The organism is Vibrio sp. 11-4(1) (genome assembly GCF_013048625.1).
Classification (GTDB): domain Bacteria; phylum Pseudomonadota; class Gammaproteobacteria; order Enterobacterales; family Vibrionaceae; genus Vibrio; species Vibrio diabolicus.
In genome coordinates, this window is the sequence record NZ_VHSY01000001.1 from 238,986 (window position 1) to 251,391 (window position 12,406).

At 43.3% G+C, this 12,406-nt stretch carries 9 protein-coding genes; 4 read left to right on the forward strand and 5 right to left on the reverse strand.

What is annotated here, in order from left to right; translation table 11 throughout:
• Positions 1-59 precede the first annotated feature (59 nt).
• The 3 genes from FKN16_RS00990 to FKN16_RS01000 form a co-directional block, all read right to left on the reverse strand.
• Positions 60-527, reverse strand: a complete 468-nt coding sequence (locus FKN16_RS00990; protein WP_170901780.1) for an OsmC family protein — start codon at positions 525-527, stop codon at positions 60-62.
• A 98-nt stretch (positions 528-625) separates the two neighbouring features.
• Positions 626-2,983: an ATP-binding protein gene (locus FKN16_RS00995; RefSeq protein WP_170901781.1), complete on the reverse strand. Its 2,358-nt coding sequence runs from the start codon at positions 2,981-2,983 to the stop codon at positions 626-628.
• The gene (locus FKN16_RS01000) at positions 2,976-3,944 is read right to left on the reverse strand and encodes a cytochrome c peroxidase (protein ID WP_170901782.1); all 969 of its coding nucleotides are present in this window, start codon (positions 3,942-3,944) and stop codon (positions 2,976-2,978) included. Before FKN16_RS01000 ends, FKN16_RS00995 begins: the two co-directional genes overlap by 8 nt.
• A 720-nt stretch (positions 3,945-4,664) precedes the next feature.
• Here FKN16_RS01000 and FKN16_RS01005 point away from each other — a divergent pair.
• The 3 genes from FKN16_RS01005 to FKN16_RS01015 all read left to right on the forward strand — a co-directional run bounded on the left by FKN16_RS01005 (position 4,665) and on the right by FKN16_RS01015 (position 9,738).
• Positions 4,665-7,313: an EAL domain-containing protein gene (locus FKN16_RS01005; RefSeq protein ID WP_170901783.1), complete on the forward strand. Its 2,649-nt coding sequence runs from the start codon at positions 4,665-4,667 to the stop codon at positions 7,311-7,313.
• Between the two features lie 255 nt (positions 7,314-7,568).
• Positions 7,569-8,945: a nodulation protein NfeD gene (locus tag FKN16_RS01010; protein WP_170901784.1), complete on the forward strand. Its 1,377-nt coding sequence runs from the start codon at positions 7,569-7,571 to the stop codon at positions 8,943-8,945.
• A gap of 10 nt (positions 8,946-8,955) precedes the next feature.
• Positions 8,956-9,738: a slipin family protein gene (locus FKN16_RS01015; protein ID WP_104972458.1), complete on the forward strand. Its 783-nt coding sequence runs from the start codon at positions 8,956-8,958 to the stop codon at positions 9,736-9,738.
• Positions 9,739-9,822: 84 nt separating this feature from the next.
• Here FKN16_RS01015 and FKN16_RS01020 read toward each other — a convergent pair whose 3' ends face one another.
• Positions 9,823-10,227: a globin gene (locus FKN16_RS01020; RefSeq protein ID WP_005392547.1), complete on the reverse strand. Its 405-nt coding sequence runs from the start codon at positions 10,225-10,227 to the stop codon at positions 9,823-9,825.
• A 238-nt stretch (positions 10,228-10,465) separates the two neighbouring features.
• On the opposite strand from FKN16_RS01020, the gene FKN16_RS01025 reads away from it, so the two are divergent.
• Complete coding sequence (locus FKN16_RS01025) at positions 10,466-11,122, forward strand: NAD(P)H-dependent oxidoreductase (protein WP_031780265.1); 657 nt, start codon at positions 10,466-10,468, stop codon at positions 11,120-11,122.
• A gap of 103 nt (positions 11,123-11,225) precedes the next feature.
• On the opposite strand, the gene choV is transcribed toward FKN16_RS01025, so the two are convergent.
• Positions 11,226-12,404 (reverse strand): choline ABC transporter ATP-binding protein, encoded by a 1,179-nt coding sequence (gene choV, locus FKN16_RS01030; RefSeq protein WP_170901785.1) that lies wholly within the window; start codon positions 12,402-12,404, stop codon positions 11,226-11,228.
• Between the last annotated feature and the right edge of the window lie 2 nt (positions 12,405-12,406).

Genomic DNA, 12,406 nt, shown 5'->3' on the forward strand with positions numbered 1-12,406 from the left:
GCCTGACTGCTGGCTTAACACTATTCGGCGATACACTGCGCTTTGACAAAGAGCTTCATTTAATCTGCAATAAGCGTCGTCACTTCAGTTTTAACCGAATTGGCGATAAAACAATTCTCATGAGCCATGTGGTGCATTTTTTCTAATTGAGATCGTGTCGGTTGATTATCACCAGCAAATGTTATCTTAGGGTTTAGTGTTGCCTTAGACACCCATTCTTTTCCATTTTCACCTTTTTTCAGCTCCCCTACTGCTTCATCTAGGTAGCGATCCACAACGTAACGTCGTTTCGCCGCAATAGAAAGAAAAACAAGCATGTGACAACTGGAAAGTGCCGCAACAAATGCTTCTTCCGGATCAACGTTTTCTTCTACAGATAATGGCAACGGCACTACGTGTGGAGATGGTGACGCAGGGACTTGCAACCCGCCATCAAACTTCCAAATGTGCGCCCGACTATACTGGTTATCACTGAATACTTCGTCAGCTTCGCGATGCCATTCGATTAAAGCGGAATGCTTACTCATTCTAACTCCCTGATTTTCTCATTGACGAATCAACACATCCATTCACGTCATAGTAAACCATAACGAAACAAGGTAAGGAACGCATGAACTCAGAGAGGTTACAAAATTTGTTGAGGATCGACGTTTTTTTTCTGTATGTCATCCAGAAGTCGATTAGCCTGATGGATGTTAACTTGTAATCGGTTGATTAGCATCTGTAACCGCTCAATTTCAGGAGTTTGCTTCGCTTTGAGCGTGTTTTCTAGCGCCTCCGTTTGTCCAGCTAAAATCGGCAAACCAAGGTTCAATGCCATACCTTTTGTTTTATGCAACGTGTCTTCTAGAGACGCGAAATCTTCAGCCATAAAATAATCAATAAGTTCATCAACCGATGATTCAAAATCGACAATAATACTTTTTAGTAGCTCATCTATCGCTTCCGGCGCTTCTTGCAAAGAAATGAGCATCTCTGAACTGGATAACTCTTCTTCTGTCAGGCGTAGCTTCTCTATTGGCTTGCGCTGCAACTGGAGAACGTTGTTGTCATTCGTTAATGGTAAATTCTCTTTTGGTTCGAGCCTCGCAGCAAACTGTTTAAGAGCGTCCGAAAAGCTCTCTTGCTGTAGCGGTTTTGTAAGCACATGATCCGCTCCGGCTTCAATAAAGCTATCATGCGCCTCACGAAATACATCTGCCGTATACGCAAAGAGTAATGTTTTGATACCTAACTCTTGTCGAATCACACGCGTCGCTTCAACACCATTCATCTCAGGCATGTGATTGTCCATCAAAATCAGGTCATATTCGTTATCTCTCGCCTTTTTAACCGCCACCAATCCGTTTTCAGCAACATCCACTTCATGCCCCAACTTTTCGCAAAACCCTTTCGCCACAATGGCGTTCACTCGGTTATCTTCAGCAAGCAATATCTGCAAATTGTGTGTTTTCTTGCGCGTTTTTGGTGGCTCTTGTGCCTTTGGAAGTTCGCATTCAACCCAAGGAATGGGCAGTTCGACGATGAATTGACTTCCGACGCCCTCCACACTTTTCAATGTAATCTTGCCATCCATCAAGCCAGTTAATTTTTTAACTATTGCCAAACCAAGCCCTGTGCCCCCAAATTTTCGAGTAGTTGAAGAATCGGCTTGCTCAAACGAATTGAAAACATGTTCTTGCTTGTCTAGCGCAATACCAATACCAGTATCGCTCACAATCATCACCAAGCACTGATTTACCTTATCAAGTTCCGTTCTGATTAACACATGCCCTTCACTGGTAAACTTCACCGCGTTGCCAGCAAGATTAAACAAAATCTGTCGTAAACGTGCGCAGTCTCCGGTAAATTCAATGTATTCAGGCACTTCATTTTCCACGATCAATTCGATATTTTTTTCATCGATGAGCGGTTTTATTGCGCTACACACAGGAGAAATGACTTGGTCTAAATTGAACTTAGCCTGCTCAAATTCCAGTTTGTTTTCTTCAACTTTAGAGAAATCCAAAATATCGTTAAGAATCGTCATCAAGTGTTGGCCAGAATCAAGAATGACTTTCACGTACTCTTTAGTCGTCGGCTCTTTGGTTTCCTCTGCAATCATTTGAGAAAGGCCTAATACACCATTCATCGGCGTTCTTAATTCGTGACTCATTGCGGCGAGAAAACTTGATTTGGCTTTTGCTGCTCGCTCGGCTTTATTTCGAGCCTCCTCGATTTCGAGGTTCAATTGTTTCAAGTTGTACATTCGATATTGCGACTGATACAAAAATGCACTGACTAACAACATCACGGCAATAAAAACAAACAACCAAGTGAAACGCGCTTCACTTTGGGCAATATTGAGTAGCCGATGCTCCGCATCCTCGATAAAAACAAAGTATCCATGATCAAGCAGTTCATTCGTGAGTAGTTCTATCCTTTTATCGCTCGCTTGAAGCCGATCTAAGAAATTGGCTTCACTTTCACTCTCAACTACGTTTTGTGTCAAAAGCAGTTGGTTGAGAAACTCAAAATAGTGATGCCCACTCAACGTCTTTCCGGTATCGGTAGAAACATCTTGCTGATATAAGTTGAATAGCATTAATAACGCGTATTGATTCTCTACCTGAACGCCAATCAACATATCGAGCTTCAGCGTTGTATCAAGCACACGGTTTTTGAATAGATTGAGCGTATCCTCAACTTTTTTATGATTGGGCGTCACAGGGAACCAAACTGACTCCCTTGATGAATTTAGCAATTTCTCTGCAGCGACTTCTATATCCACTAAAGATGTCGTCAGTTCATAATTCTTCCTATCTTCAACCGCATATCGATTCACGATAACATCGCGCTCTTCAATCAACTTGTGCCCAATATCCGTCAACTCCGTGTGGAATTCTTGTGCACTTTTTGAATTCACATGTGACATGTACGCCAATACACAACACGTCAGCATGACAATAAAAAAGCAGATATTAACCAGTTTGAATTTACTCATTTTCCAACACCTCTAAAATCACGGGTCTGGGTGCTGTTAAAGACTGTAAGAACGCTTCAATATCAGCGACACTTTCATCGCTCATCGTAATTCCGAGCTGCGTTTTCGCCATAATCTGTATCGCCTCAGATAACTGGTCAACTCGTCCGTTATGAAAATAAGGGCTTGTTAGGGCGACATTACGTAAACTGGCGACTCTAAAATAGAATTGTTCTTCACTTTCCGTCGTAATCAGGTGCCGTCCCGAATCCTCTACTACTGGCTTATCTTTAAAATAGGCGAACCTTTGTATCATCGCTCCACCAATATTTTTGCCCTGATGACACTGTACGCAACCTGAAGACTGAAATGTTTTCCATCCCCTAATTTGCTGCTCACTGAGGACATGAGTGTAACCCAGTAAGTAGGCATCGAATGGTGCACCTGGAGTTTGGAGCCCTTCGACAAACTCCACAATGGCAGACTTAATATTGTTAATATTAATCGGTAACTCACCATCACGACTAAATAGCGCTTGATAACGTTCGTTTCCTTTCACGTACTGCTCGATTGTTTGCCAGTTTGAGTCCATTTCTATTGGATTGTGGATTGGCCCATCAATCTGAGCCATCAAAGTGTTTTCGGTACCATCCCATAAAAAACGATAATTTAACGCTGCATTAAACACTGTGATGGAGTTTCGAGTTCCATCACCTTTCACTCCTGTAGAGACGGGGGTATTTTCAGCGCCATTGGTTTGCAAGTTGTGGCACGTCGCACAACTGACTCTACCGTTTGAAGATAGCTGAGGATCACGAAAGAGATGCCAGCCAATTCTCGCCAGCTTAATATCTACGACAGGGTCACCTTCTATCGGCTGAACTAACGAAATATCACCTAGCACCTTAGCATTTCTTGCGATTGTTGCTTGGCTCAAAATGAGTGCCACAACAACTAATGTGATTATGCTGAATTGCCTCATCAACTGCATACCTTACACTTGCCATTAGTATGAAGTTAGTTGCATTTTTAGGTTTTTTCCATTAATGGAAAACGGTTACCAGAACTGCACGCGGAGGGACTTTTATTTAAAGCTCAGATAAGGAGCAAATGACGAAGGCGAGTAACGAAGAATTGACTCGCTTCGTGGAGTTATGTGTGCATATTGAATTCTAGATTTAGCTTATAGAAGCCAACAACCTTTGAACCCAAGTAATCTCACCATAAGAGATGAGATCGAAGATAGTAAAGAAAATGGCACAGATAATGGCCAGTTTGACCAAGCGTTGAACAATAAACATCATAATTACCCATCATTTTTTCGCAGTTTACTATTACAAAAGAAGTTTAGATACAGAAGAAAAGCACTAGTTACACTAATAGACTGTTTTATAAAAAGATTTACACCTTTACTAGCTGAACGATTAAACCGTAATTTGAATGCGCGGTACGTTATTGAGCATTTTAATTGCAAACACGAAAATCTAGTAATTAGAGCAAACGTTTCACTTACCATATCAGCTCAGCAAATCCTTCATTTTATCTCTATAATTTGAATCTATATCAACAATTTCTGTTAGAACATGTCGTACACTTTCAGTGAATTAACATCTATAACTATTTTTTAATGAAAACACTTCGCTTGTTTAACTTGAATCTTCGCTATAAAACCGCCTTATACTTTTCATTAGGACTGCTGGGCATGGTCATCAGCTTCCTTTTTATTAGCCGTTATTTTTTCCTGTATAGCTTAGATGAGCTCGAAGACATGGAAATTAACCATGCGAATCAGCAAGCACTCGCTGTCATAGACATGATGGTGAGCCAGCAAGAAAGCGCCTCATACGACTGGGCGTACTGGGACGAAACGTACGATCTGTTTGTTGATCGTGATATTGCGAAATATACCGAGCGAAACCTTTACACAGAGAGCATTGATGCGTTAAACCTCGATATGATGGCGTTTATCACGACTAATGGAGAAACACTGCTCTCCTTGACTCGTGAGGATAACCCCGACACTTCTTCAGAACTCACCGCTAAAATGGCGAATCAACCTACTCTTCAAGATTACATCAAGTCCATGAATCACAAGCTTGATATCCATAGAGAGAGCATCTCAGGGTTGTTTAAAATCAACGATAGTATTTGGGGTCTTAGCCTCAGCCCAGTTAGAAACAGTGAAGGCGACCGCCCTTCTAACGGATGGATGCTTTGGGGAAGAAACCTATCTTTGCGCTTTCCTGGAGACTTTAAATCCATTTTAACTGCGGAAAACTCATTAGAGACGCAGATGGTAAGTGGATCAGACAGTAGTGAGATGCGGGATATAGAGAAGACCTCGCGGTCAATAACAAAATGGGCCTCACTCTCTGATTTATCTGGTGAACCAATCGCATGGCTAAAAACGAAAACACAGCGAGAGCATTATGCGAAAGGTAATACGCTATTCATGTACCTGTTTGCAACGGTTGGCGTTGTGGCATCAATCATCGCTGCGGGTACCTACATCACGTTTAAAAATAAGGTCGCCACTCGCTTTAATCATTTTGCTGAAGGAATAAGCGAAATCGCCTCTCAATACCAGCTTGAAGGCTTGCATTCTGTAAAAGTAGACGAATTAGAGTTAGCGACAAAACTGGTACAAAAGCTCTCTGAAAATACATCGTTAACCCAACTGCAATTGAAAGACTCGATGGAAAAGTTTGGTGCTCTGTACCATAGCTCCTCACTGGGCATGCTAATTGTTATCGATCGTAAAATTGTCGATGTCAACCAACGAGCGTTAGATCTGTTGAGCTACAGCAAATCGCAATTGATAGATCGTCCTCTAGACACATTGTGCCCATCGGAGGACGATGAATGTCGAGTTGACGCCATGTTCAGAGAGCTGAAAAACGGTAAAACACAATTCGAAGCGCAAGTGCTCGATAGCAATACAGAAGAAATCGACTGTTTGATAGAAGCCACGCTCATTCAACATCATGGTCAAAGTGCGCTGATGTTGTTGCTTCAGGATATGAGAGAGACAAAACAGCAAGCAGAAATGATCCAAAAACTCACCGACTTTGATCCGGTATCCGGTTTCTGTAATCGTCCTGTCATTCTCAATGCACTGCACGAGCTCGTAGAGACACGGCCAAACCATTTTTCGTTTGTGTACATTAACAGTAAAACTCTCAAGCAAATTGCAGGGGTATACGGTCACCTCATTTTTGATGAAGTGATTCAATACATCGCATCCGCAATACGCGAGCAATTAGGGGCATTCCAAATAGGCCGAATTAGTGAGCATGAATTTATCGTTTTGATTCCAGATATCGAGCACCACCAAAAAGCGATAGATGCTACCAATCGATTACTGAATCATTTGTCACATAAGGTCCAGCTCTCTGGGATCATGATGTCATTAGACAGTAAAGCGGTGATGATGGATCTAAACATTACTCACCAATCTGTCGAGCATTTGCTGCTTGCAGCACGTTTCTCATCACAATCCGCTAAGGGTCGCCACTCTCACGAAGTATTAGTCATTGATGAAGAACTATCAGAGCAAGCGGAAACGTCTATGGTGATCAATCGCGATTTAGAAAATGCCATTAGACAAGATGCGATTAAACCTTTTTTCCAGCCTATCGTGGATGCTAAAACCACTGAAGTCATTAGCTTCGAAGCACTTGCTCGTTGGCAACATCCAACATTAGGGATGATTTCACCAGAAGTATTTATTCCGATGGCAGAACAAGGAAAACTTATCGTCGAATTGGGAGAGTCCATTCTCAAACAATCGTGCGAATTTATCAGTCGGCTCAACGGAGTTCGTCATGCGCAAGGTCTGTCGATGTTAAGCGTGCATGTGAACTTAAGTGCGCAGCACTTTTATCATTCCGGACTGATGCCCTACCTAAAAAAAGTGATGGCTCAATACAACCTCTCTGCGGGCCAGCTTGTGCTTGAAATTACCGAAAGTATGTTGATGGGCGGAGAAATAGAATCAATCCAAAGCATTCAAGACATCAAGCGACTTGGTGTTGGACTCGCTTTGGATGATTTTGGTACTGGATACGCATCATTCAGTAGCGTATGTAATTTTCCATTGGATATTGTGAAGCTGGATAAATCTTATATCGACGAGATTGAAACCAATGACAGAGCAAAAACACTGGTAAGAAACATTGCTAACATGTCTCAAGAACTAGGGTTAACTATTGTCGCCGAAGGTGTTGAAACCGCGAGCCAAGTACGCAAGCTTAAAGTTTGGAATATTGATGAGTTGCAAGGGTTTTACTTCCACAAACCGATGCCTGCCGAGCAAGCACTCGTTCAATTTTCTCGCCACGTAAACAGTTAGTCTCTCTCCTCTAAAACACATTAGGAAGGCAAAGTGATTACCGTCACTTTGCCTTTTTGTTGAACCTTTTCACACCAGACGCCCCACGATTAGTGACTACCGATATTCATATTAGGGCCCGTTGCCTCAGATGTGCCATGATAAATGCTGATATGACTAATTCGAGTGATCAATTACTTATTTGCACTAGTATTACTGCGTATATACTTGAATTAGGTTTTCAAAAAGTCCCTGTGACCGCACAAGGAGGACTGCATGAAACGACTATGGATATGGATCTTACCTTTACTTTTGTTTGCTAGTCAAGCACTGGCCAATACTGTCTGGATTGTTCCCGTCAAAGGCGCTATAGGTCCTGCTACCAGCGACTATTTGTCTCGTGAGATAGAAGAAGCGCAACTCAACGGTGTCAGTTTAGTGATCTTAGAGATGGACACTCCTGGCGGCTTAGACAGCGCAATGAGAGATATTATTCACGCGATTACCACCTCCTCCACTCCAGTTGCGACTTGGGTTGGCCCGTCAGGATCTAGAGCGGCTAGCGCAGGGACATACATTTTACTCGCCAGCCACGTTGCCGCAATGGCTGAAGCCACCAACCTTGGCGCGGCAACGCCCGTCGAGTTAGGTGGTGCCCCTCAGCCCCCTTCATCGGATGATGGCAAAGATCAAAACGCGGAAGAAACGTCAGAAGGAACCAACGAAAGTTCAGAGAAAGTTCCCGCGAGAACCGCGATGGAGAAAAAGGTGATTAATGATGCTAGAGCCTATATTAAAGGCTTAGCAAAGCTTCATGGCCGAAATGCAGAGTGGGCAGAGAAAGCAGTGAGCGAAGCTGCGAGTTTGGACGCCACAGAGGCATTGGAATTAAACGTTATTGATTATATCGCCAACTCACCAGAGGATTTAGTCAAAGCCATTGATGGACAAACTGTTAAAGTTAACAATCGTGATGTGACATTGTCACTGGAAAATCCCGTATGGATTGAAAGAACACCCGATTGGCGAGCAGAAATGCTAGCCGTTATCACAAACCCAAACGTCGCCTACATCCTGATGCTCATTGGCATCTACGGTTTGCTTCTTGAGTTTTACAACCCAGGCATTGGCCTACCCGGCGTGTTGGGTGGTATTTGTTTGCTCCTCGCCATGTATGCATTACAAATGATGCCTGTGAACTACGCTGGGCTTGGTCTGCTGTTACTCGGAATTGCACTGATGATCGCGGAAGCATTCAGTCCGAGCTTTGGCATTTTGGGCTTAGGTGGTGTTGTCGCCTTTGTGCTCGGTTCCATATTCCTCATGGACAGTGAGTTGCCAGGGTTTCAGATCGCCCTTCCTTTAATTTTCGGTATTTCCATCTTTTCTGTCGCGCTGATCGTGTTGACTGTCGGCCTGCTGCTCAAAATACGCCGACGACGTGTGACAACAGGTTTAGAAACTTACCCTGGGAAAATCGCTGTCGTGAGCGATGACTTTATCGATGGCGAAGGGCGCGTTCAACTTGACGGTGCGCTATGGAGAGCCAAAACCAAAGACCATCAACAACTCAAACAAGGTGATCATGTCACCATTGTGAATGTGAAAGGGCTGACCTTAACCGTGATGCCTGATGACCGCCAAAATAAATAGGAGGCGCTTTATGATGCTCTATACTGTTGCGGTGATCGTGGTGCTGTTGTTCGCACTTGCGACCCAAATGTTTAAGGTTTTGAGAGAGTATGAACGTGGGGTTGTATTCTTTCTTGGTCGCTTTCAAGAAGTAAAAGGCCCTGGCTTAATCATTCTTATCCCATTTATCCAACAAATGGTACGGGTGGATTTACGTACTGTCGTTTTGGATGTGCCTACACAAGACTTGATAACCAAAGATAACGTGTCTGTGCGCGTCAATGCGGTTGTGTATTTTCGCGTAGTCGATCCTCAAATGGCAATTAACAACATTGAAAGTTACAGCGATGCCACCAGCCAGTTAGCGCAAACCACGCTGCGATCAGTATTAGGTCAACATGAACTGGATGAATTACTATCAGAGCGCGAGCGTCTCAATAAGGATTTACAATCCATCCTCGATCAACAGACTGATGACTGGGGCATCAAGATTGCCACGGTTGAAGTCAAACATGTTGATTTAAATGACAGCATGGTCAGAGCGCTAGCGCGTCAGGCCGAAGCAGAACGGAACCGTCGTGCGAAAATAATTCACGCTACCGGTGAGTTAGAAGCTTCTAATAAATTAAAAGAGGCAGCTCAAATGCTCAACAAAGCGCCGAATGCGCTGCAATTGCGTTACATGCAGACACTCACGGAAATCACGACAGACAAAACATCGACTATTATCTTCCCTATGCCGATCAACCTTGTCGAAGCCGTCAGTGATATCGCCGAAGCGGTAAAAAAGAATAAAGAGACACAAGACAAATAAAAGCCATACTCAAGGAAGTAAGCTGTTTACACGTTACTTCCTTGCTTTAACTTGCTTGTTTTCGAAGAGCATTTAGTTTCTCTTTTAGTGTTTGGAGCACTCCCGCTTCATTACCGACAAACCTGTGTTAAAACAAGCTCTCCATGCAGTTTCAACATCATCGTCGTATTCAAAATCACACTCTTGAACTGTTTCGATAAGGCTTTCAAACCAAACATCAATATCCTGTGGTTCAATGCCAATATCGGAACTCGCATGCTTCTTACCATATTTTTCCACCATCTTGTGCGCCTCGTTAGAGGTATCGGCCATCATAAAAAACACGATAGATCCTCTAAGCATTCGCACCTGTTGGTGCATGTCGACACCATCAAACTTTTGTCTAAAGCTTGTACTTTTTGACCATAAATTCTTGTAAAACAAGTCGAAAAAGCCTTGGTTCGCGATACAACGTTCATAACTATCGTTGAAAACTTGAATCACGTTCATGTTGCTCTCCATCACCCTCTTAATATGAGTGTAATTTAATAATCATCAAAAGCATCTAAATGATGATGCCTAACCCTATGAAGCACGCCAATTTTCAATAAAAAGTAAAAAGTGATTCAAATAAACGCCCTCTTATCAATGAAAAAATATCCCGTATTATGAATCCATATTCGAGGTACGCATGGTTGTCGATGCTAAGCGCATCCTCATTTGTCACAAAAATAAAAAGGATACAAACGTGTCTCATCAAATCATTACTGATCTAAACAGCCGCTACACTGCTAAAAAGTACGACGAAACCAAACGCGTTTCTCAAGAAGATATGGCAATCATCAAAGAAGCACTCCGTCTTTCAGCGTCTTCGATTAACTCGCAACCGTGGAAATTCATCGTGATTGAAAGTGATGAGGCCAAGCAACGTTTCCACGATACATTTGCAAATATGCACCAATTTAACCAGCCACATGCTAAAGCCGCGTCACATACGATTCTTTTTGCGTACGATCCAAACTTCACCAAAGAGAAGTTCGCGAAACGTGTGGATGCCGAAGTAACGTCTGGGCACCTACCGGCGGAAATGTACAACAACTTTATGGGCGCCTACGCTTTTGCTGATGCAAATACGGATGAAAATGGCTTTAACGGGAACTGGACAAAAGCACAAGTCTATTTAGCGCTAGGCAATCTACTACACACCTTGGCTCGTCTGGGTATTGACTCAACGCCGATGGAAGGCGTAGATCCAACACTAATTGGAGAAGTATTCAAAGAAGAATTAGAAGGCCATGTCTGTGAAGTTGCACTGGCGATTGGCTACCACAAAGACGGGGAAGATTATAATCATGGTCTACCAAAAGCTCGCCTTGCGATGGATGATGTAATTACGACTCTATAGTCGACCGTTTCCTTAGCTTAACTACTTAACTCATTGTTTAAACCAAAAAGAGCCGCACTAATGTGCGGCTCTTTTTTAGCTTGGCTTCAACTCTACTCTAACTTTATGCCACTTGCTCGGACTTAAAGTTACCAAGCAATGCATCGTAAAGCTCGTGGTCGCTTAACACACCAACTAACTGGTTGTCCTCCACCATAAGCAGAGGCTGATTGCTGCGCTGCTTAAGCTCAATCGCTTCTCGCATACTGATTTCCGGGCTAACCTGAACCAGAGAATTTTCGTTTACCTCATCAAGGTTCGAAGAATCGCTCTTCCATTGAACCAACGACTTATCTGTACCCGCTAAGCTTAAGCCTTTGCTCTCTTGGGTCACCCAAATATTTTTGTCAGGGCAAATCAGAACACGCTCATCTTCACGAACTAAGTCGTCACGCATCAAAGAGCGTCCCTTAAGTACATTCAATGGATTAGTGTGGGCTACAAAGTCAGCCACATAATCGTTTTCTGGAGCAAGAATGATCTGCTCGGGCTTGCCGTGTTGAATCAACTTTCCTGATTCCATAATGGCGATGTTGTTACCGATTTTTAGCGCTTCATCCAAATCGTGACTCACAAAAAGAATGGTTTTGTTTAGCTTTTCTTGAAGCAGAATCAATTCATCTTGAAGCTGAGCACGAATCAATGGGTCAAGCGCTGAAAACGGCTCATCCATTAACAAGATATCTGTGTCCATCGCGAACGCTCGCGCTAGGCCAACACGCTGCTGCATACCACCAGAGAGCTCGTGCGGGAATTTCGTTTCCCACTCAGACAAACCGACCATTTCGAGCTGTTCACGCGCTTTTTTACGGCGCTCTGCTTTGCCAATGCCTTGCATTTCTAGACCAAACGCAACGTTATCTAATACCGTTAACCATGGCATCAATGCAAACTTCTGAAACACCATGGATACGCGGTGAGTACGAAGGTGGCGCAACTTCTGTTCGTCACAGTTAGAGAGCTCAACCATGTCGTCGCCGTCTTTAATTTTCAGAGAGCCACGAGAAATTTCGTTCAACCCGTTAACTGTTCGCAGCAAACTTGATTTACCCGAGCCTGAAAGCCCCATCAAAACACAGATCTCACCCTGTTTCACGTTCAGCGAAACATTATCAACCCCAACCACTTGGCCAGTTTCGTCGATGATTTCTTGTCGAGACTTGCCTTGGTCTAGTAGTGCTAACGCTTGTGACTGCTGCTGACCAAAAACCACATCAAGATTTTGAATAGTAATAGCGTCCATGA

Excerpts from the sequence above, each read along its gene's own strand:
- FKN16_RS00990 (WP_170901780.1), bottom strand. The coding sequence starts at position 527 with ATGAGTAAGCATTCCGCTTTAATCGAATGGCATCGCGAAGCTGACGAA.
- FKN16_RS00995 (WP_170901781.1), bottom strand. The coding sequence starts at position 2,983 with ATGAGTAAATTCAAACTGGTTAATATCTGCTTTTTTATTGTCATGCTG.
- FKN16_RS01000 (WP_170901782.1), bottom strand. The coding sequence starts at position 3,944 with ATGAGGCAATTCAGCATAATCACATTAGTTGTTGTGGCACTCATTTTG.
- FKN16_RS01005 (WP_170901783.1), top strand. The coding sequence starts at position 4,665 with ATGGTCATCAGCTTCCTTTTTATTAGCCGTTATTTTTTCCTGTATAGC.
- FKN16_RS01010 (WP_170901784.1), top strand. The coding sequence starts at position 7,569 with ATGAAACGACTATGGATATGGATCTTACCTTTACTTTTGTTTGCTAGT.
- FKN16_RS01015 (WP_104972458.1), top strand. The coding sequence starts at position 8,956 with ATGATGCTCTATACTGTTGCGGTGATCGTGGTGCTGTTGTTCGCACTT.
- FKN16_RS01020 (WP_005392547.1), bottom strand. The coding sequence starts at position 10,227 with ATGAACGTGATTCAAGTTTTCAACGATAGTTATGAACGTTGTATCGCG.
- choV (WP_170901785.1), bottom strand. The coding sequence starts at position 12,404 with ATGGACGCTATTACTATTCAAAATCTTGATGTGGTTTTTGGTCAGCAG.